The sequence below is a fragment of the Streptococcus sp. 27098_8_73 genome, assembly GCF_041432495.1.
Taxonomy (GTDB): domain Bacteria; phylum Bacillota; class Bacilli; order Lactobacillales; family Streptococcaceae; genus Streptococcus.
This window is the reverse complement of record NZ_JAPVZT010000011.1, coordinates 31,930-50,934: the sequence shown is the minus strand read 5'-3', so window position 1 is coordinate 50,934 and position 19,005 is coordinate 31,930. Positions and strand designations below refer to the sequence as shown.

The 19,005-nt window shown below is 42.4% G+C and carries 21 protein-coding genes and 1 pseudogene; 2 read left to right on the top strand and 20 right to left on the bottom strand.

The genetic code is table 11. The annotated features are described in order from the left end of the window. Positions 1-8 precede the first annotated feature (8 nt). The 11 genes from O3651_RS08200 to typA all read right to left on the bottom strand — a co-directional run bounded on the left by O3651_RS08200 (position 9) and on the right by typA (position 11,241). A complete protein-coding gene (locus O3651_RS08200; RefSeq protein ID WP_371610160.1) occupies positions 9-794 on the bottom strand; it encodes an RNA-binding protein in 786 nt (261 codons plus the stop codon). Beyond that, the gene (locus O3651_RS08195; protein ID WP_061910824.1) at positions 788-1,063 is read right to left on the bottom strand and encodes a YggT family protein; all 276 of its coding nucleotides are present in this window, start codon (positions 1,061-1,063) and stop codon (positions 788-790) included. The genes O3651_RS08200 and O3651_RS08195 overlap by 7 nt, the downstream gene beginning before the upstream one ends. Before the next feature lie 3 nt (positions 1,064-1,066). Further along, on the bottom strand, positions 1,067-1,633 hold the full coding sequence (locus tag O3651_RS08190) for a cell division protein SepF (protein ID WP_314044304.1): 567 nt from the start codon (positions 1,631-1,633) through the stop codon (positions 1,067-1,069). Positions 1,634-1,642: 9 nt separating this feature from the next. After that, positions 1,643-2,314, bottom strand: a complete 672-nt coding sequence (locus O3651_RS08185; protein ID WP_371610159.1) for a YggS family pyridoxal phosphate-dependent enzyme — start codon at positions 2,312-2,314, stop codon at positions 1,643-1,645. A 4-nt stretch (positions 2,315-2,318) separates the two neighbouring features. Beyond that, positions 2,319-3,584: a cell division protein FtsZ gene (gene ftsZ, locus O3651_RS08180; protein ID WP_062004489.1), complete on the bottom strand. Its 1,266-nt coding sequence runs from the start codon at positions 3,582-3,584 to the stop codon at positions 2,319-2,321. A 16-nt stretch (positions 3,585-3,600) separates the two neighbouring features. Next, positions 3,601-4,965 (bottom strand): cell division protein FtsA, encoded by a 1,365-nt coding sequence (ftsA, locus tag O3651_RS08175; RefSeq protein ID WP_371610172.1) that lies wholly within the window; start codon positions 4,963-4,965, stop codon positions 3,601-3,603. A gap of 123 nt (positions 4,966-5,088) precedes the next feature. Further along, on the bottom strand, positions 5,089-6,285 hold the full coding sequence (locus tag O3651_RS08170) for a cell division protein FtsQ/DivIB (protein ID WP_371610158.1): 1,197 nt from the start codon (positions 6,283-6,285) through the stop codon (positions 5,089-5,091). After that, on the bottom strand, positions 6,282-7,352 hold the full coding sequence (locus O3651_RS08165; RefSeq protein WP_371610157.1) for a UDP-N-acetylglucosamine--N-acetylmuramyl-(pentapeptide) pyrophosphoryl-undecaprenol N-acetylglucosamine transferase: 1,071 nt from the start codon (positions 7,350-7,352) through the stop codon (positions 6,282-6,284). The genes O3651_RS08170 and O3651_RS08165 overlap by 4 nt, the downstream gene beginning before the upstream one ends. Position 7,353: 1 nt before the next feature. Continuing rightward, positions 7,354-8,706 (bottom strand): UDP-N-acetylmuramoyl-L-alanine--D-glutamate ligase, encoded by a 1,353-nt coding sequence (gene murD / locus O3651_RS08160; RefSeq protein WP_371610171.1) that lies wholly within the window; start codon positions 8,704-8,706, stop codon positions 7,354-7,356. A 395-nt stretch (positions 8,707-9,101) separates the two neighbouring features. After that, positions 9,102-9,359 (bottom strand): DUF3165 family protein, encoded by a 258-nt coding sequence (locus tag O3651_RS08155; RefSeq protein WP_005590808.1) that lies wholly within the window; start codon positions 9,357-9,359, stop codon positions 9,102-9,104. 34 nt (positions 9,360-9,393) lie between these two features. Next, a complete protein-coding gene (typA, locus tag O3651_RS08150; protein ID WP_125387525.1) occupies positions 9,394-11,241 on the bottom strand; it encodes a translational GTPase TypA in 1,848 nt (615 codons plus the stop codon). A gap of 193 nt (positions 11,242-11,434) precedes the next feature. On the opposite strand from typA, the gene O3651_RS08145 reads away from it, so the two are divergent. Next, complete coding sequence (locus O3651_RS08145; protein ID WP_371610156.1) at positions 11,435-12,160, top strand: 16S rRNA pseudouridine(516) synthase; 726 nt, start codon at positions 11,435-11,437, stop codon at positions 12,158-12,160. Between the two features lie 35 nt (positions 12,161-12,195). Here the strand turns inward: O3651_RS08145 and O3651_RS08140 are convergent. The 4 genes and pseudogenes from O3651_RS08140 to O3651_RS08125 form a co-directional block, all read right to left on the bottom strand. Further along, positions 12,196-12,342 (bottom strand): annotated as a pseudogene (locus O3651_RS08140) (DUF4190 domain-containing protein); the annotation flags it as partial. Between the two features lie 39 nt (positions 12,343-12,381). After that, positions 12,382-12,762 carry a rhodanese-like domain-containing protein gene (locus O3651_RS08135; RefSeq protein WP_187422018.1) on the bottom strand — a complete coding sequence of 127 codons (381 nt, stop codon included), beginning with the start codon at positions 12,760-12,762 and terminating at the stop codon, positions 12,382-12,384. A gap of 1 nt (position 12,763) precedes the next feature. Beyond that, complete coding sequence (locus O3651_RS08130; RefSeq protein ID WP_005590812.1) at positions 12,764-12,982, bottom strand: YqgQ family protein; 219 nt, start codon at positions 12,980-12,982, stop codon at positions 12,764-12,766. Between the two features lie 380 nt (positions 12,983-13,362). After that, a complete protein-coding gene (locus O3651_RS08125; RefSeq protein ID WP_371610155.1) occupies positions 13,363-13,878 on the bottom strand; it encodes a DNA starvation/stationary phase protection protein in 516 nt (171 codons plus the stop codon). 166 nt (positions 13,879-14,044) lie between these two features. Between O3651_RS08125 and O3651_RS08120 the strand changes: the two genes are divergently transcribed. Then, a complete protein-coding gene (locus O3651_RS08120) occupies positions 14,045-14,707 on the top strand; it encodes an A24 family peptidase (RefSeq protein ID WP_371610154.1) in 663 nt (220 codons plus the stop codon). On the opposite strand, the gene trpA is transcribed toward O3651_RS08120, so the two are convergent. From trpA to trpD, 5 genes are read right to left on the bottom strand one after another with little or no spacing between them, the layout of a single operon-like run. Then, positions 14,676-15,455 (bottom strand): tryptophan synthase subunit alpha, encoded by a 780-nt coding sequence (gene trpA / locus O3651_RS08115; RefSeq protein WP_371610153.1) that lies wholly within the window; start codon positions 15,453-15,455, stop codon positions 14,676-14,678. The genes O3651_RS08120 and trpA overlap by 32 nt on opposite strands. Then, positions 15,448-16,671 (bottom strand): tryptophan synthase subunit beta, encoded by a 1,224-nt coding sequence (gene trpB / locus O3651_RS08110; RefSeq protein WP_371610152.1) that lies wholly within the window; start codon positions 16,669-16,671, stop codon positions 15,448-15,450. Before trpB ends, trpA begins: the two co-directional genes overlap by 8 nt. After that, positions 16,661-17,248: a phosphoribosylanthranilate isomerase gene (locus tag O3651_RS08105; RefSeq protein WP_371610151.1), complete on the bottom strand. Its 588-nt coding sequence runs from the start codon at positions 17,246-17,248 to the stop codon at positions 16,661-16,663. The genes trpB and O3651_RS08105 overlap by 11 nt, the downstream gene beginning before the upstream one ends. Next, positions 17,235-18,002: an indole-3-glycerol phosphate synthase TrpC gene (gene trpC / locus O3651_RS08100; RefSeq protein WP_371610150.1), complete on the bottom strand. Its 768-nt coding sequence runs from the start codon at positions 18,000-18,002 to the stop codon at positions 17,235-17,237. Before trpC ends, O3651_RS08105 begins: the two co-directional genes overlap by 14 nt. After that, entirely contained in the window at positions 17,999-19,003 is a 1,005-nt protein-coding gene (gene trpD, locus O3651_RS08095; RefSeq protein ID WP_371610149.1) for an anthranilate phosphoribosyltransferase, read from the bottom strand. Before trpD ends, trpC begins: the two co-directional genes overlap by 4 nt. Between the last annotated feature and the right edge of the window lie 2 nt (positions 19,004-19,005).

The window sequence follows — 19,005 nt, the reverse complement described above, 5'->3', positions numbered from 1 at the left end:
TTTCCTCCTTATTTGCTAGGTAATAATTCAACTGTTAGTTTATGCTTCCCATTTTTGGAAAAACCATTTTCTGTTAAAATCTTAAATCTTCCATATTTCCTAACGCTAATCAAATCCCCCAGAGAGAGCTGTTGACTAGGATTATCAATGGTTCTGTAGTTCTGCTTTACCTGCTTCCCCATGATTAGTTCCACAGCTTGACTACGTGATAACTTAAACACTGTCGCTACCAGCTTATCCAATCTGAGACTAGAGACCAAAACATCTGTTGTTTTAGTCGCTGGTGACTCTTGTAGCTGCTCTCTGAAATCAACTCTTCTTAGCCGAACTGGAACTTTAGCTATTTTAGAAACATTCGTAATGAAATATTCTTCTAATCTTCTATCCACAAATACTTGTACACGGTCATCCACAACGATAATATCGCCAAATGTCCGCCTCTCAATCCCTAGCTGATGCAAAAGAGTTCCCATAATTTGTGAATGAGTCACCTTATAGAACTTACTTGCATAGGTAATCTCTAGCAAGACCACATCGAAATCTTCGAGTTCTAATTGATAATAGCTAGGTGCAATCAACACTTTAGCAAACTCACTTGGAAAATAATCTGAACTAGCAAATACTTGCACATCATATTGCTTACTCAAATTTTTGAGAATATTGACCTGATGAGGATTCAAAAAAGCAGTCGTCTCATAGCTATATTGATTTTCTACTCTTTGAAGCAATTCCATGCTTTTATCCAGAAAATCTTGATCATCCTGAGAAAAATGCTGATAGATCTTGTTTACCATAGCAATAACAAGGAGGCGAGGAAGTGTAGAAATAAAGTATCAAGCACTCTCAAGGCAAAAAGTGCCACCAGAACAGTAAAGTCTAATCTACCAAACTGCAAAGGCAACCTGCGGAACAAACGCAAAAATGGTTCAACCAGAGAACCAACAAGCCTTCCTAGGGCTGTTTGGTAAGCTCCAGGGAACCAAGACAAGAGTGCATAGACGAAGACGAGAAGGGAGTAAAGATCAATTAGATTAGAAACTAATTTTAAAATAAAGTAAATCATTAATTATCTGCTGCGTTTCATATCAAAATCGTATTCACTCAGGTCCACATCGTTGGGAAGGCGAATATCTTCTACATTGACGACAACATTGATTGGAGTAAGCAAGTACATGGTACTAGCAACTTTTCTCAAGTTCCCAGCCAAAACATAGCGTGCTCCATCAAGATAATCCAAGCAACGTCTTGCTTGTACCTCTGTCATATATTGAAAATCAATTAAGATACTCTCATTCGCCACAAGTAAATCAACAACCTCTGTCGCTTCCTCATATTTTTTCGGATAGCGAACATCAATCGTAACCTTCTCACTAGATTTCACTCGATGCTGAGCCAGTTCTTGTTGGCGAGCATGCAATCTAGTAATATTTTCCGTTGCAGGCTTTTGTTGGACTTGTGAAGAAGCTGAACGAGTACGTGCGTTTTCCTTTGCTGATGCAGCCGGAACTGGCTCAACCTCTGCCTGCTTCAAAACAGAATCAGGTTCATCTAAAGGCTGTACTGGTAAGTCAGACTTTTCTCCATCTTCTGTAAAGTATTCTATAAATTTATTAAATTTATCTTTAAATGACATAGTTCTTTCCTATTTAAAAAATGCTGTTCCGATTCTGACATAGGTTGAGCCGTTGGCAATCGCTTCTGGATAATCACGGCTCATTCCCATACTCAAATCAGAAAAGGGCATGTTTTTTAACTGTTTGCTTTGTAAGTTTAATTGAAGCTGATGTGCCTCTGAAAAAATCTGATTCAGCTCTTGATGATCGGCTTCGAATGGAGCCATGGTCATCAGGCCAACAATGCAAATATTTTCTAAGGCTGCAAGCTCTGGTAAAACACTATCTAGTTCTTCAACTAAAAAACCGTGCTTGCTTTCTTCTTTTGAAATATTGACTTGCAAGAAACAATTAATCACATGATCTGCTCGCTTGTTGATTTCTTGAGCCAATTTGACAGAGTCTAAAGCATGGAAATAATCAACATAGTTGATCACATCTTTCACTTTTCTTCTCTGCAAACTACCAATCAAATGCCAGGTAAGGTTTTCTTCCTTTAAAGCATGATATTTTTCAAGAAACTTATCTACTCGATTTTCTCCAATATGTTTGATTCCTGTATCCACGAGTTTTTTCGCTGTTTCACAGTCAACATATTTAGTAACCGCAATGATGTTTACGGAGTCCTTCAATCGATTTTCTTTTTCAACTATTTGAGCAACATTTTGAAAAATTAAATCTTTATTTGCTTGAAAATCCATTTAATTAGCGATTTCTAAAGAATGGCGGTGTTTCAAGTTCGTCATCTTCTTCCTTAATATCTGTAAAGCGCTCAACACGGCTAGAAGGCACAGGTTCTGCTTGACGAACGATTGATTCACGACGTAAATCCCAATCTCCAAAGGCTGAAGCTCTAGAAGTTTCTACAGTTGAGCGATGAGAAGGAGCTGGCATTTCTCTTGTTTCTGCCATATCGAAGTTTCGATCATAATGAGCAGATGATTGTGCTGAGCGTACTTGATTAGCTCGGCTCGCAGGTTTAACGCCTTGCAATCCACTTACCTTATCAACCTTATCTTCTTTAACACCTGTTGCAACAACAGTCACACGGATTTCATCCTTCATAGACTCATCAATAGAAGTACCAAGCCAGATGTTGACACCATGACCAGCTGCCTGATTAACGATTTCAGAAGCTTCTTCTGCTTCAATCAAAGTCATATCTAGGCCACCAGTAACGTTGACGATCACGTCTTCTGCACCGTCAATAGTTGTCTCAAGAAGTGGAGAGTAGATAGCTTTGCGAGCTGCTTCGATAACACGTTCTTCACCGCTTCCGATACCGATACCCATCAAAGCATTACCTTTGTTTTCCATAACAGTCTTCACGTCTGCAAAGTCAAGATTGATCAAGCCAGGGCTGGTAATCAAGTCAGTAATACCCTGAACCCCTTGGCGCAATACGTTATCAGCTTCACTCAAGGCTTCGAGAAGCGGAGTTTTCTTGTCAACAATTTCCAAAAGATTGTTGTTTGAAATAATCAAAAGAGTATCTACATGTTCACGCAGTTCGTTGATTCCTTCAACGGCAAAATTACCACGCTTGCTTCCTTCAAAGCCAAATGGACGTGTCACAACTGCTACAGTTAGGGCGCCTACTGATTTAGCGATGCGAGCAATAACTGGTGCAGCACCTGTACCAGAGCCACCACCCATACCAGCAGTGATAAAGACCATGTCTGCTCCTTGAAGGGCTTCTGTCAAAACTTCTTCGCTTTCTTCAGCTGCTTTACGACCAACCTCAGGTTGACCTCCAGCACCCAGACCACGAGTCAACTTAGGACCAAGCTGGATAACTGTTTCTGCTTTTGCACTGCTAAGTGCTTGCACATCTGTATTTGCTGCGATAAATTCTACGCCAGCAAGACCTTCATCGATCATTCGGTTAATAGCGTTTCCGCCGCCGCCGCCGACACCAATTACTTTAATGACTGCGCCTTGTGCAGCAGCCGCATCAAATGAAAATGTCATAATCTATTTATTCTCCTTACTCAAACATATTACCAATTAAATTGCGCATCTTATCTGTAAGACTAGCTTTTGGTTCCTCTTGTGGTACTTCATTTCTAATAGGTGCAACTTCTGGTTCCACCTCTTGAACTGGTTGAACTGGTTCAACCGGCTGATGATCAAAGCGAGGTACTCTATGGCTTGGACGTTCAAAGCTAGTTGCTTGATGACGCAACTGCTCGTCTCCACGAACAGCAGCTTGTGCAATTCGATCCACTTCGGTCAGATTGCCAGCATACTCTGAAAGACTAATCACGTGAGCAAAAGCTGGATTACGGATACCGATTTGATTTGGTACATATAATTTAGCGTGAACGCCAAATACTTCCTGAGCTAATTCTACAACGCCAGGCAAGATCGCTCCACCACCAACGATGACGATACCACCAGGAAGATCTAACACGTGTCTTCTATCTAAATCTTGCTTGATTTGTTCAAAAACATGTTTGATACGAGCAGAGATGATTTCAGCTAGATAGGTTTCTGTTATTTCAACTGGATTAACTTCCCCGATGACTTCAACTGGGAAAGATTCTGTGCCTGCAAATGGTACATAAGCTACACCATAGTTAAATTTCAAGCTTTCTGCCAATTTCTGAGAAGTTTTCAAGACTTTTGAAATGTCTTTTGTGACATAGTCACCACCTTCTTGATAGATATTGGTAAATTGTAATTCTTGATTTTTTACAGAAGCAACTGTAGTTTGTCCGCCACCCATATCAATGACTGTCGCACCAAACTCTCGTTCTCCTTCATTCAAGATGGATTTTGTCATCGCTAAAGGAGAAATAATAATATTCTCCAATTTTACTCCTGCACGCTCCACTGTTTTACGGAGATTATGCAGGATTGTACGAGGACCAGTGTAGAGTAGGCCACGCATTTCTAGGCGAATCCCCATCATACCACGAGGATCACGGATCCCTTGGAAGCCATCAACAACAAACTCTTCTGGGATGAAGGTAATTACTTCACGGTCAGGAGTCATGCTCTTGGTCAAGGCAGATCTTACAACGCTCTCGACATCTTCATCGGTAATTTCTTTGGAGTCACTAGTCACAGGAATCATTCCTTGAGTTGGCTCAATTTGCAGTAGATTTGCAGGCAAGCCAACATTCACTAGTCCAATTGAAATCCCCGCTTTTTCCTCCGCTTGAGAAATTGCTGATTTAATAGCCGCTGCTGCTGCTTCAATATCGACAATAATCCCATCTTTAACGCCAGCACTCTTTGCATTGCTGACTCCAATAACATTCATTTCACCGTTGATGTGCTCTGCCACCAACACTTTAATTGTGCTACTTCCTATATCTAATCCAGTAAAAAAGCCATCTCTAGCCATTACATCAGTCCTCTCTGTCTTCCACGTTTCCATTCTAATACAAATAACTCTAGAAAATAGGGTTATCCAAACTTTATTATATCATAAAAATACGAAATTGGCGCAGTTTTTTATCTATAATAATTAGTTATTTTCAGAAATCTCTGGCTTTTCTGCCTGAGATTGAGCAGAATGCTCGGTAGATTGCTCTGCATGTTGAGTTGAAGATTCTGTATCTTGCGCATCGTTACTAGCTTCATGGATAACTTCATTTTCTGTGCCTTGCGCATAGCTAAAAATACCAGCCTCCATATCGACCACGCTTGGCACTTCCAACTGAGGATGAATTCCTTCATAGTAGGGAAGTTTCTTAGCAATATGAGAAATAGGAACTAAAACTTGATGTTCATCAGACATGGTAATAGTCACTAAATCCTCTGTCACCTTGCTAGGAGTTAAATCAACCCTTCTCATACTTTTTTTGATCGAATCAGGAACATTCTTCAATTGTTGAACGAATTCCTTGATCAAGCCTGCATCCGAAAAGGTCACATCCATCCGCTCTTCGGGCAAGGCATCAGCCGCAACCTCATTTTTTACGTATTCTCCACTGGTTAAAATAGGATAATACTTAGAATCTTTCTGCAAATAACCTAAAATGCCATATTCCTGAACATCGATTTTGAAAGTCAGTGGGAATTGATAGGTCATCTCTACATTTTCAATCCAAGGGCTGGAAGCTTTCAGATTTTTCTCGTAATGATGGCGATTTTTATAAACAGTAACAGTATAATCGCGCTGATCGATTTTGCTACTGCTTTTTAGTTCCTCCTGACTCACCACCTTGTTTCCAGTAAATTCAATGGTCTTCATAGTTGCCAGCGGTGTGAGAAAATAAAGGGAAGCTAAAAAAACCAGGGAGCTTGTCACTAAAACTGGCAAAGCTCGATACCAGTGGATTTTCTCAATTGGAACTTTTGGTAGCTCAAGCTGCTCTACTTCTTCTTCATCTTGCTCTTGGTCCTGAGCTTCAGCTTCATCTTCCTCCTCAACTTCAGACTCACTTTCAGAATCTTGAACTGCAGTTTCTTCTTCACTTGTAGGAGAGTCTGTGTCAATTTCTTCGGAGACTATATCTTCTTCATTAGAAGGCTCCTGATTTTCCAGTTCCGCCTTCATTTCTTCTTTTTTCTGCTCTAGTTCAGCTCTTTTTTTCTCTAACTCAGCTTGCTTTTTTGCCTTTTCTTGAGCTTTTTTCTCAAGATACTCTTTGTTTCTGACTTGCCATTCAGAAAGAGAAAGTTGAGCCGTTTCTTGCTTGTCTTCCTTGCTTTTTTTCATTTTTTCCCTTTGTTAATATCTTGCTTCAAAATTTCATAAAAATCATCTACAGATTTTAATTCCGGCGCTTTTTCCATTCGTTGATAATAAGCATCCTTTTCTCTTAGTAAATCATCCACTGCTACTTGGAGATTGACCCGATTCAAGTTTTCTTCATTGATTTTAAGCGCATAGCCTTTTTCCAAGAAGTAGTTGGCATTTTCAATCTGATCTCCTCGACTTGCCCCCAGCCCCAAAGGTACAATTACTTGCAACTTCTTCATCGCCAGTAATTCAAAAATAGTATTGGAACCACCTCGTGTCACGACGACATCTGCCATAGCCATCAACGGCTGATACAGATCTGTCACATAGGACACTCGGTAGATACGGTGGGAAAGCTCATCCAAGCTAGCATCGCCCGTCAGATTGATAATATTATATTTTTCAATCAAGCGATCCTTGTTTTTGGTAATAAAATCATTGAAAACTTTCGCGCCTCCTGAGCCACCGACAAAGAGCAAGGTAGGTTTTCCTTCTGTGAAATGAGCCTTGATTTTCTCAATCTCAGCCGGTTCCGTTTGAGGGAGGGCAGCAATCTTGGTCACCGCTCCAACATGTTCAGCCTTGCTCAAGCCTTCAGCTTGCTCAAAAGTCGTGAACATCTTTGTCGCGCATTTATAACCGATTTTATTGGCCAGACCAAGCGACAAGTCAGACTCATGAATAAAAACTGGAACGCCCGTCACCTTCGCCGCTATCACTGGTGGAACAGATACAAAGCCTCCTTTTGAAAATAGAGCTTTGGGACGGACTTTTAGCATGATGCCCAACGACTGGAGAATGCCACCTGCCACTTTAAAAACATCCCAGAGATTCTGCCAAGAAAAATAGCGACGGAGCTTGCCAGTTGCAATCGAATGGAAAACAACAGGTAGACCTGATTTCTGAATTTCCTTGTACTCAATCCCATGGCGGTCACCGATATAATGGACTTCCCAGCCCTCATCGATAAATTTAGGCATCAGCAAAAGATTGAGGGTCACATGACCAACTGTCCCTCCGCCTGTAAATACTATTTTTTTCATTTTATTCCTTTAATTCTTTAAACACGGCAAGGAATTCATCGCCCCGCACTTCAAAATTCTTATACATATCCCAGCTGGCATTGGCTGGACTGAGAAGGACAACATCCCCAGGCTCCGCCACAGAAAAGGCTTTGCGAGTAGCATCTCTGACATCTGAAGCATCCAGATAACTTACTTCTGCTTGATCCGCAGCCCGTTTAACACGCGCAGCCGATTCGCCCAAAATCACCATCTTTTTCAGCCCCTTGATATCTGGCACCAATTCATCAAATTCATTACCACGATCCAGACCACCAGCAATCAGAATGACCTTACTATTGTCAAAGCCTGACAAAGCTTTTTGTGTCGCTAAAATATTAGTTGATTTACTGTCATTGTAAAATTTGACTTGATTGATTTCGCCCACATACTGGAGGCGATGCTTGACACCACCAAAATGAGCCAGAGTTTCTCTAATAACTTGATTGTCAAGCCCGCGCAGTTTGGCTACTGCAATGGTTGCTAGAGCATTTTCTACATTGTGGCTACCAGGCACGCCTAGTTCAGAAGCTGTCATAATGGCTTCCCCACGGAAAGTCAGCACATCGCCGTCCAAGTAAGCTCCATCGATCTTTTCTTTAGTTGAAAAAGGAAGCACTTTGGCAACTGTCTTCTTAGCTAATTCTTTCGCCAAGTCTTGATTGAAATTCAACACGACATAGTCAGAAGCTGTCATATTTTTTTGGATATTCCACTTGGCTGCCACATATTCCTCAAAAGAGCCGTGATAGTCCAGATGCGTTGGCATCAGATTTGTAATAACCGCTATTTCTGGATGGAAGGCTTCGATTCCCATTAGTTGGAAAGAAGAAAGTTCCATGACCAATGTGTCTGTTTCACCCGCATCTTGGGCAACTTGACTAGCTGGAAATCCGATATTTCCTGACAAGAGGCCATTTTGTCCGCCTGCTGTTAGCACCTCCGCAATCATGGTCGTGGTGGTAGTTTTTCCATTTGAGCCAGTAATCCCGATAATCGGTGCATCCGAAATCAGATAAGCCAGCTCGACTTCAGTAATAACAGGAATCTTCTTTTCCAAAGCCCTCATGACCATAGGATTATTGTAAGGAATACCCGGATTTTTCACCATCCATTCAAAATCTTCATCCAATAACTCCAATGGATGACCACCTGTCACGACTTTAATTCCTTCTTCTAGCAAAGATTGGGCTGCTGGATTTTCCTCGAAAGGTTTCCCATCATTGACCGTCACAATCGCTCCCAGCTTATCCAAAAGACGGGCAGCTGACTCCCCTGATTTAGCTAAACCCAACACCAAGACTTTCTTATTGGCAAATTTTGAAATAGTCTTCATCATGTACCTCTTCATTCATACTACCTTCTATTTTACCTTTTTTTGCGAAAATAAAAAAGTCATATCAGGCTTTTATTTTAACTGTTAGCAGCTTTTAATAAATAAGAAGAAATGTTATTCTATTTGAAACCTTCGAAAAACCTATTTATACAGTCGATAACTGTCCAGAACATCTGATTTCCCGTGCCTTATCAAACCTGATTTCCTCACTGATAGTGAACAGAATTCAAAAGAATCGGGCCTTCTTTAAATGAAATACATCGGTATCTGTATTATCTTTCTACTCAGCCAAAACCACCATCGAAGAATCTTGCTTTAGATAAACAAAAGGAATTAGGGTACCAAAAGTCTACACGACCTTTGAAATCCTAATTCCTTCCTTATAGTTTATGGGCTTAAAGTTCTTTTGATTTCTGAGATGGTACTAGACGCTCGATGTCCATCAAGGCCCACACTGTAATAATAATCAAAAAGATACTCACAAATAATTCTCCAGGCAATTTAAAAATTTGAAAAATTGCCAAAGCAAGCAAAATGATCAAGGCAACCAGCAAAAGTACAAATGTCAAGACATTCAGCGTTCCCTTAATACTAGTTGGAATGGCAAATACATAGAAAAGCAGGATCAATATTCCAATAATCAGGTAAATCATGCTGCTCCTTTCTACCACCAGTCAACTCAATGATTTATTCTGCTGCTTGTTTTTTCTTGTTTTTATTAGCTTTTTCGCGTTCCTGTTTGTTCAAGATTTGTTTACGCAAACGGATAGACTCTGGTGTTACTTCCATATACTCATCGTCGTTCAAGAACTCAAGTGACTCTTCAAGGGTCAAGATACGAGGTGTCTTGATAACAGCTGTTTGGTCCTTAGTAGCTGAACGAACGTTGGTCATTTGTTTGGCCTTGGTGATATTAACAGTCAAGTCGTTTTCACGAGAGTTTTCACCGATGATCATTCCTTCGTAAACCTCAGTACCTGGGTTAACAAAGATAGTACCACGTTCTTCGATAGACATGATAGAGTATGTTGTAGCCTTACCAGCATCGATAGAAACAAGGGCACCACGGTGACGTCCACCAATTTCACCTGGGATGAGTGGCAAGTATTGGTCGAAGGTATGGTTCATGATACCGTAACCACGCGTCATTGACAAGAACTCAGTTGAGTATCCGATCAAACCACGCGCTGGAACAAGGAAGACCAAACGAGTTTGACCATTACCAGTTGAAATCATATCCAACATTTCACCCTTACGTTCAGAAAGGCTTTGGATAACAGATCCTTGGTATTCTTCTGGAGTATCGATTTGAACACGTTCAAATGGCTCACATTTAACACCATCAATCTCTTTTACGATAACTTCTGGACGAGACACTTGAAGTTCATACCCCTCACGGCGCATGGTTTCGATAAGAATTGACAAGTGCAATTCTCCACGACCTGAAACGGTCCACTTATCTGGTGAGTCCGTTGGGTCAACACGAAGGGAAACGTCTGTTTGTAGCTCAGCCTGCAACCGTTCTTCCACCTTACGAGACGTTACCCATTTTCCTTCACGACCTGCAAATGGTGAATTATTTACCAAGAAGGTCATTTGAAGGGTTGGTTCATCGATGTGAAGGATTGGAAGTGGTTCAATAGCATCCGTCGGCGTAATAGTTTCACCGACAAAGATATCTTCCATACCAGATACGGCAATCAAGTCACCTGCTTTGGCCTCTTGGATCTCACGACGTTCCAAACCAAAGAAACCGAAGAGTTTTGTTACACGGAAGTTCTTCGTTGTACCGTCTAGTTTAGAAAGAGTAACTTGGTCCCCAACTTTCACACTACCACGGAAGACACGTCCGATACCGATACGACCTACGAAGTCATTGTAGTCCAAGAGTGATACCTGGAACTGCAAAGGCTCATCTGAGTTATCGACTGGAGCTGGGATATGGTCGATGATGGTATCAAAGATTGGTGCCATTGTTTTTTCTTGATCAGCTGGATCATCTGACAATGAAGATGTTCCGTTGATAGCTGAAGCATAGACAACTGGGAAGTCAAGCTGGTCATCATCTGCGCCAAGCTCAATGAAAAGTTCCAAGACTTCATCCACTACTTCTGCTGGGCGAGCTGATGGTTTGTCAATTTTGTTGACAACAACAATTGGGACAAGGTCTTGTTCCAAGGCTTTTTTCAACACGAAACGAGTTTGTGGCATAGTTCCTTCGTAGGCATCTACGACCAAGACAACACCATCAACCATTTTCATGATACGCTCAACTTCTCCACCGAAGTCCGCGTGTCCTGGTGTGTCCATGATATTGATACGAGTTCCATTGTAAGCAACAGCTGTATTTTTAGCCAGGATGGTAATTCCACGCTCTTTTTCGATATCGTTTGAGTCCATAGCACGCTCTGCCAACTCTGTACGTGCATCAAGAGTTTCAGATTGTTTCAATAATTCGTCAACGAGGGTTGTTTTCCCATGGTCAACGTGGGCGATAATCGCAATGTTACGGATATCTTCTCTAAATTTTGTCATTTTTTCCTCTAAATCTTATTATTTATTTCCAACTAAAAATTATAACACAGTTTTTTCCAAAAAACACGGGCTAACCAAGTGTAAATGTTTTCATAGGCAAATCGTAAACTGTAGCTATTTTTGCAATTTTACTTCCGAAAGAGTATGATAAAAGGAGAAAAAGAATCGATTCCAACCTTTGAAAGGAAAACTCATGCGCCTTGATAAATTCTTAGCCCTAGCTAAGATTAGCCGAAAAGATATGAAACAAAAACTGCGACTAAGGCAGATTTTAATTGACGGTCAAGCAGCTCGCTCTCTCAGTCAAAATGTCGATAGTGGCCTCCAGTCCATTAGCCTGGCTGGTAAAGCTTTAAACCACCTAGCCCACCATTATTTTCTGATGAACAAGCCCGCCGGTACTGTCACTGCTAATTCTGACTCGGACAAGATGACTGTCCTAGATCTAATTGCCCCAGAAGATTTTAACGACCAGCTTTACGCCATCGGCCGTTTGGATCGCGACACACGTGGCCTGCTCCTGATTACAGATAATGGGCCACTGGGATTTCAACTCCTCCATCCACAATACCATATCGCAAAGACCTACTATGTCGAAGTCAACGGCCCTCTTGACCAAGAAGTCACAAACGCTTTTCAGCAAGGCATTATCTTTCTGGACGGAACTCAATGCAAACCTGCCCAACTTCAGATTCATACAGCCAGCCCCGAGCACTCCACCGCCTCAGTTACTATTTCTGAAGGAAAATTCCATCAGGTCAAGAAAATGTTTCTAGCAGTTGGTGTCAAAGTCACCTATCTCAAACGCACTCATTTCGGTGATTTTCAGCTGGATCCCAATCTAGCAGAAGGCAGCTATCGACCGCTGAATCCTTCCGAACTCGAGATTATCAGAGGCTATTTGGAACAAACTTGGTAAAACAAAAAGGCTTATTCAAGCCTTTTTATTATTTATTACACAAATCCATTCATAGTCAGAAGAATTCCTGCAATCCAGTTGATGACAGAAATAACAATACCGACGATATTAAGAATTCTTTCTGTTTTATAATCTAATTGAGTTTCTTTTTGATGAGAATTGCCTAAAATCAGACCGATTAAATTATAGGTAGTTAACTTTGTATATATTTCTACAAAGAATCAGCTTGTCTTTACCTTGCCACTCCATGAATCAAGACCGTAAGACAGGATATAAATATCATTAAAACCTTGCTTCTTCAAGTAGATTGCCGCATTAGTCACACGTTGCCCACGGCTGTTTTCATATAGAAGAACTGGTTTGTCTTTGCGAAGTGCATTGATACTAGACTTAAGCTGTTGAGACGGAATATTGCGCGCCCCCAAGATATGCTTGCGATGGAAATCCGATGGATCACGCAGGTCAATCAATTGCCCCTGACGAATCAAGCCTTCAAACTCACTATTATCTACTACCTTAGCTGCACGACGAATACGGAAATAATTGAAGCCCATCCAAGCCAACATTCCCAGCAAGATTGCCCATAAAATCCAAATTCCCATTCTAGTTTCTCCCTTTATCTTCTAAATACTTTAACTCTACTTGATGCTCTCTGCGCAGGACCGCCTCAGCCTCCAGATAATCAAGCTTATCCATCAGGCCAGCATCGTAAATCCGCTCCAACTCAATTTTCATCATCTCAATATCATAAAGACGCTTGCCCATATAGATAATGATCCCGAAATTTTTAAGAAATTGCTGCACATCATAGAGTGTTTTCATGAGCTATATTTTATCAGATTTTAGCAAAGTTTTCAAGATGACAAAACAGAAAAGACAGCCACATAGGCTGCCTTTTCAGGAGATTATTATGAAAAAGAAAAGTTTAGGAGTTCTATCAAACAAAGTTAGGAGGTCTTCATTTGATAATCTTAGTATAAGGGAAGAAGCTTAAACAATCCTTAAGAAAAAACAGAGAGTGGGACAGAAATCGGTAATTGGTTAGAATTCGATTTCGTCGTCCTACCTCCGCACAGTTGAGTAGGGCTGTAAAAGCTGATGAAATCAGCGTAGTAGAGCCCACTCAACCACTGCGTCTTGCTCGACAATCCAAAAACAATTGAGAGGCTAGGACTTTTGTCCCAGCCTCTTTATACATCATTTTACAAACCTGGTGCTTGGCCAAGTTCAGCTGTCAACATCCAGATCGTCTTTTCAAGGTCTGCCTTAGCACCAACGAAGATATCATTGGTTACATCGTCGCCTTCTTCATCTGTCACATCCAGAGCTTCTTGGTAAAGATCTGTCAGATAACGGAAGATTTCAATCACGCGCTCCAAGCTTTCTTCAACATTCTTGCTGAATTCGCCAGCTTTTTCTTCAATTTTGCTGTGTTGGATAAACTCTGTCAGAGTTGAATAAGGCTTGCCACCCAGAGTAATCAAGCGTTCGCTGACTTCATCCAAGGTTCCATCAATTGTATCCATGTATTCGTCCATTTTTGGATGCCATACCATGAAGCCTGCACCACGCATATACCAGTGAACTTGATGAAGAGCGATACGAGCTGTATAAAGATCTGAAACCACTTGGTTAAGAACTGCTTTTGTTTTTGGTAAAGAATTTTGGTTAGTGAAAGTTGCTACGTCTGCTGCAGCGCCATGTTTTACTTGAGTCATAATGATACCTCTCTTTTTATTTGTAATCATTCTAATCTTTATTGATTATGTTTTAATTATAATGTTTCTAATTAAGAAAGTCAAGTATTAAAACTCAAAATTTTACTTTATTAGAAAAGTTGTAAAATTTCAAAATTTTTCTGCTCAAAATCGCGAATAAAGAAGTATGATTCATCTATACTTTTTTCTCGTTGGAACGGTTCTCGCCTCCTTTCTAGGCTTAGTCATTGACCGCTTCCCTAACCAGTCCATCATCTCTCCAAGCAGCCACTGTGATAACTGTAAGCAGATACTCAGAGCACGGGATTGGATCCCTATCCTGTCTCAGTTGCTTAATGGCTTCCGCTGCCGTTTCTGCAAGATTCGTCTTCCTGTCTGGTATGCTGCTTTTGAGTTAGTGCTGGGCTTGCTTTTTCTAAGCTGGAGTTTAGGTTATCTTTCGCTAGCCCAGCTCTTACTGCTAACTATGGGCCTGACCTTAGCCATCTACGATCAGCGTGAGCAAGAATACCCTCTCCTAATCTGGCTGATTTTTCAGTTCTTACTGATGGCTACAGCAGGTATCAATCCGCTCATGATTTTCTTTTTGATCCTAGGACTTCTAGCCTTCTTTTATAATCTTCGTATTGGCGCTGGAGACTTTCTCTTTCTAGCGTCCTGCTCAGCTATTTTCAGCCTGACGGAGACTCTCATCCTTATCCAAATCGCTAGTTTCTCTGGCCTCGCCTGTTTCTGCTTCAAAAAGAAAAAAGACAGGCTAGCATTTGTACCCTGTCTTTTGTTTGGTGTGATGGTGATTATTTCTTATAAGCTGCTGCTTCTTGGATGAAGGCTACTATACTAGCGTCCTTTTCATGAAGAGCTTTGACAATCTTAGATCCAACAATAACTCCGTCTGAGACTTGATTGAAACGGTCAACATCCTCTAAAGTCGAAACACCAAAGCCCGTCAGTACTGGAATCTCTGCAATATCATGGAGTCTACTCAAATGCTGGTCCAAATCATCGCGGTAGCTTCCGCTCTTACCCGTCACACCGTTGATGGCTACAGCGTAAATAAAACCTTCTGCATCCTTAATCAACTCCTGCTGACGTTCTAGGCCAGTCGTCAGGCTCACTAAAGGAACAAGAGCGATATCTGAATCTTCCAGCAGAGGCAGGATAAAGTCCCTATGCTCGTAGGGTAGATCCGGAATGATCAATCCTTTAACCGGCGTCGTAGCCAAATCCTTGACAAAATCTTTGAGCCCGTACTGGAAAATAGGATTGAAGTAGGTCATGATGATGAGAGGCAGCTGAGTGTCCAAATTTTGCAAGCTTGCGACTAAAGACTTGGTTGAAGTATGGTGGCCAAGACTTCTCAGACCGGCTTCTTCAATAACAGGTCCATCTGCAACAGGATCTGAAAATGGCAGACCGATTTCAATGGCTGACACACCCAAGTTTTCCAAAAATGAGATGGTTTCTGGTAATCCTGCCAAACCTTTCTCATGATCACCAGCCATGATATATGGAAGGAAAATTCCCTTACCTGCTTTTTTGATGGCTTCTAAATGCTGAGTGAGTGTTTTAGTCATGGGCACCTCCTTTTTGAGCCGCTTCAATTTCCAAGCGTTCCTTTACCTGAACGACATCCTTATCACCACGGCCGGATAGGCAGACAATCATTGATTTATCTGGTCCCAACTCCTTAGCCAGCTTAACTGCGTAAGCAATAGCGTGACTAGACTCTAGAGCAGGGATAATCCCTTCAATACGAGACAGGAGTTGGAAGGCTTCCAAAGCTTCTTCATCCGTGACTGGGACATAAGTGGCACGTTTGATAGCATTAAAATGAGAATGTTCAGGACCGATGCCCGGATAGTCCAGCCCGGCAGAGATAGAGAAAGCTTCAAGAATCTGCCCTTGCTCATCCTGCAAGACATCCATCAAGGCACCGTGCAAAACACCCGGCTGGCCCTTGGTTAAGGTCGCAGCGTGTTCATCTGTATCCACGCCTCTCCCAGCTGCTTCTGTTCCATACATAGCCACTGTGCTATCATCTACAAAGGGATAAAAGAGCCCAATAGCATTGGAACCACCGCCAACACAAGCCACTAAAGCATCCGGCAAGGCACCTGCATTTTGCTCAGCAAACTGGCGCTTAGCCTCACGCCCAATCACGCTCTGATAGTCACGGACAATCTCTGGGAAAGGATGGGGTCCCAAGGCTGAGCCCATAATATAGTGAGTATCATCGACCTGAGCCACCCAAGCTCGCAAGGCAGCATTGACTGCATCTTTGAGGACTCGAGAACCATCGGTCACAGACTCTACCTTGGCTCCCAGAAGTTCCATCCGAAAGACATTGAGAGCTTGGCGCTTGACATCTTCTTCTCCCATATAGATAGTACAGTCCATGTTGAAAAGGGCTGCAGCTGTGGCAGTGGCCACTCCATGCTGACCCGCACCAGTCTCTGCAATGATTTTCTTCTTGCCCATCCTCTTGGCTAATAAAACCTGGCCTAGGGCATTATTGATTTTATGGGCGCCAGTATGATTGAGATCTTCCCGCTTCAGATAAATCTTAGCGCCACCAGCATAGGCTGTCAGATTCTTAGCAAAATAGAGAGGGTTTTCTCGCCCTACATACTGCTTCAGCAACTCATCCAGCTCAGCCTGAAAGGCTGGGTCTTTTTTACTCTCACGATAGGCTTTGTCTAGCTCCAAAACTGCTGCCATCAGCGTTTCTGGAACAAAGCGTCCGCCAAACTCACCGTAAAATCCTTCTTGATTGGGTTGATTATATGCCATCTTTCACTCTTTCTATAAATTCTTTTATCTTTTCTAAGTCCTTCTGTCCGTCAGTCTCGACCCCGCTTGAGACATCAACTGCGTAAGGGGCAAAGTGCTGAATCGCTTCTCGGACATTCCCTGCATTCAAACCACCGGCGATAAAGAAGGGCTGGTGGATTTGACTCTTATCAAAAGCTTGCCAGTCAAAGGTCTGACCACTACCGGCAAGAGGGGCATCAAATAGCAGGTAGTCCGCTTGTTGGCTGACTCCTTTTAACGCTCCCTTGACCTGATACGCTCGAATAACCGGCCGGCCGATCTCAGTCAGAAGATCTTCATTAAAATCGCCATGAATCTGCACCAAATCCAGATTTGCCACTGAAATAGCTTCCTGCAGCTCCGACAAGCTCGGAGAGACGAAAACTCCTACCTTTCGAACAGCAGCTGGCACCAAAGCAGCTAGCTTCTGAGCTTGCTCCAAACTAACTCTCCGACGGCTTTCAGCAAAGACAAAGCCAATGTAATCTGCACCAGCCTGGCAGGCCGTTTCCACAGCGCTGACCGTTGATAAGCCGCAAATCTTAACCTTTGTCAATTTTCAGCTCCTTGATTTTTTCTGCCACATCCTCAGCCTGCATCAGGGCTGTTCCGACTAAAATCGCATGGAAATAAGGAGCTACCAACTCAGCATCTTCCTTGCTGAAAATAGCGGACTCTGATACGTAAACCCTGTCATCTTTGAAATAGGCAGATAGCTGAAGACTTGTATTGATACCTGTCTCAAAAGTGACTAGATTGCGGTTATTGACACCGATTATCTGTGCTCCTATTCTATGGGCAATTTCCAGCTCCGCCAGATTATGGGTTTCGACCAGAACTTCCAAGCCTAACCCCGTCGCAAAATCATAGAGTTCTTGTAGCCGCTTTTCAGGCAAGGCAGCCACGATCAGAAGAATAACCGTTGCTCCTGCATTGCGGGCGCGAACAATCTGCTTCTCATCAATGATAAAGTCCTTATTGAGGGTTGGAATGGTCACTTGACTAGAAATCTCTCTCAGGTAATCCAGATGTCCTTTGAAGAAAATCTCATCTGTCAGGACCGAAATCATAGCTGCACCGCATCGTTCATAAGTGCGGGCTTGCTCCACAATATCCACACCGAGATTAATATCTCCCAGACTGGGGCTGGCTTTTTTGACCTCAGCAATCAGCTGCAGCTCTTGAGGATGACTTTTGAGATACTCATAGAGAGAATAGGTCGAGCGCAGGGGCCGCAGCTCTTCATAAGACATGACTGCCACTTCCTGCTCTTTTTGCTTTAGAATGGTCGGGAGAAATTCTTTGCTCATTTCTGATACTCCTGTAGTTGCTTGAGTTTTTCATAGGCTGCGCCACTAGCGATCACTTGACGGGCCAAAGCTATTCCTTCTTCTATGCTGTCTGTTTTCCCATTGGCAAAGAAGCCTAGACCTGCGTTCAGAACTGTCATTTCCAGATAAGGGCCGGCTTGATTTTGCAGGACAGATACCAGAATATCTGCATTTTCTTTGGCATTACCTCCACGAATCGCTTCAAGAGGAATTTCTTCCATGCCAATATCTGACGGTAGAAAGCTATGCAGGCTGATCTCCCCATCTGCCAGCAAAGCGTACTGGGTACGACCATGAAGACCGGCCTCGTCCAGACCATCTGGACCCGACACGACCACCGCACGCTTGCGGCCCATATTTTTCAAAACTTCTGCCGTGCTCTCCAGCATATCTGGCCGACTGGTGCCCAAAAGCTGGGTTTCTAAAACCATAGGATGGATGAGCGGCCCTGTCAAGTTCATGATAGTGGGAACACCTAGACTGAGACGAGCTGGCATGATATATTTCATAGCTGGATGAAGGTTTTTAGCAAAAAGAAAGACTATCCCCGTCTGATCAAAGACCTTACCCAAGCTGGCTGTATCCATGTTTAGGTTAATCCCTAAAGCTTCTAAGACATCAGCCGAACCTGATTTAGAGGTAATGGATCGATTGCCGTGCTTAGCCATCTTGATCCCACCACCTGCTAATACGAAGGCCGCTGTGGTCGAAATATTAAAACTAAATGATTTGTCACCACCAGTTCCACAATTGTCCATGGCTGTGCGGATTGTAGTAGGGATCTGCGGAGTATGGCCTCGCATAGCCTGAGCCAAGGCTGTCCGTTCCTCTACCGTTTCCCCTTTCATCTTGAGAGCCAGCAAAAAGGCTGCAATTTGTGTTTCCGTTACTCTTCTAGTAACGATGCGCTCTAGCACATCTGACACTTCCGAGCTGCTTAAATCCTTAAAATTTGCTAATTTTGCAATAATTTCTTTCATAA

What these genes read in the sequence shown, in the direction of transcription:
- O3651_RS08200 (WP_371610160.1), bottom strand. Translation starts at nt 794, where the DNA reads ATGGTAAACAAGATCTATCAGCATTTTTCTCAGGATGATCAAGATTTT.
- O3651_RS08195 (WP_061910824.1), bottom strand. Translation starts at nt 1,063, where the DNA reads ATGATTTACTTTATTTTAAAATTAGTTTCTAATCTAATTGATCTTTAC.
- O3651_RS08190 (WP_314044304.1), bottom strand. Translation starts at nt 1,633, where the DNA reads ATGTCATTTAAAGATAAATTTAATAAATTTATAGAATACTTTACAGAA.
- O3651_RS08185 (WP_371610159.1), bottom strand. Translation starts at nt 2,314, where the DNA reads ATGGATTTTCAAGCAAATAAAGATTTAATTTTTCAAAATGTTGCTCAA.
- ftsZ (WP_062004489.1), bottom strand. Translation starts at nt 3,584, where the DNA reads ATGACATTTTCATTTGATGCGGCTGCTGCACAAGGCGCAGTCATTAAA.
- ftsA (WP_371610172.1), bottom strand. Translation starts at nt 4,965, where the DNA reads ATGGCTAGAGATGGCTTTTTTACTGGATTAGATATAGGAAGTAGCACA.
- O3651_RS08170 (WP_371610158.1), bottom strand. Translation starts at nt 6,285, where the DNA reads ATGAAAAAAAGCAAGGAAGACAAGCAAGAAACGGCTCAACTTTCTCTT.
- O3651_RS08165 (WP_371610157.1), bottom strand. Translation starts at nt 7,352, where the DNA reads ATGAAAAAAATAGTATTTACAGGCGGAGGGACAGTTGGTCATGTGACC.
- murD (WP_371610171.1), bottom strand. Translation starts at nt 8,706, where the DNA reads ATGAAGACTATTTCAAAATTTGCCAATAAGAAAGTCTTGGTGTTGGGT.
- O3651_RS08155 (WP_005590808.1), bottom strand. Translation starts at nt 9,359, where the DNA reads ATGATTTACCTGATTATTGGAATATTGATCCTGCTTTTCTATGTATTT.
- typA (WP_125387525.1), bottom strand. Translation starts at nt 11,241, where the DNA reads ATGACAAAATTTAGAGAAGATATCCGTAACATTGCGATTATCGCCCAC.
- O3651_RS08145 (WP_371610156.1), top strand. Translation starts at nt 11,435, where the DNA reads ATGCGCCTTGATAAATTCTTAGCCCTAGCTAAGATTAGCCGAAAAGAT.
- O3651_RS08135 (WP_187422018.1), bottom strand. Translation starts at nt 12,762, where the DNA reads ATGGGAATTTGGATTTTATGGGCAATCTTGCTGGGAATGTTGGCTTGG.
- O3651_RS08130 (WP_005590812.1), bottom strand. Translation starts at nt 12,982, where the DNA reads ATGAAAACACTCTATGATGTGCAGCAATTTCTTAAAAATTTCGGGATC.
- O3651_RS08125 (WP_371610155.1), bottom strand. Translation starts at nt 13,878, where the DNA reads ATGACTCAAGTAAAACATGGCGCTGCAGCAGACGTAGCAACTTTCACT.
- O3651_RS08120 (WP_371610154.1), top strand. Translation starts at nt 14,045, where the DNA reads ATGATTCATCTATACTTTTTTCTCGTTGGAACGGTTCTCGCCTCCTTT.
- trpA (WP_371610153.1), bottom strand. Translation starts at nt 15,455, where the DNA reads ATGACTAAAACACTCACTCAGCATTTAGAAGCCATCAAAAAAGCAGGT.
- trpB (WP_371610152.1), bottom strand. Translation starts at nt 16,671, where the DNA reads ATGGCATATAATCAACCCAATCAAGAAGGATTTTACGGTGAGTTTGGC.
- trpC (WP_371610150.1), bottom strand. Translation starts at nt 18,002, where the DNA reads ATGAGCAAAGAATTTCTCCCGACCATTCTAAAGCAAAAAGAGCAGGAA.
- trpD (WP_371610149.1), bottom strand. Translation starts at nt 19,003, where the DNA reads ATGAAAGAAATTATTGCAAAATTAGCAAATTTTAAGGATTTAAGCAGC.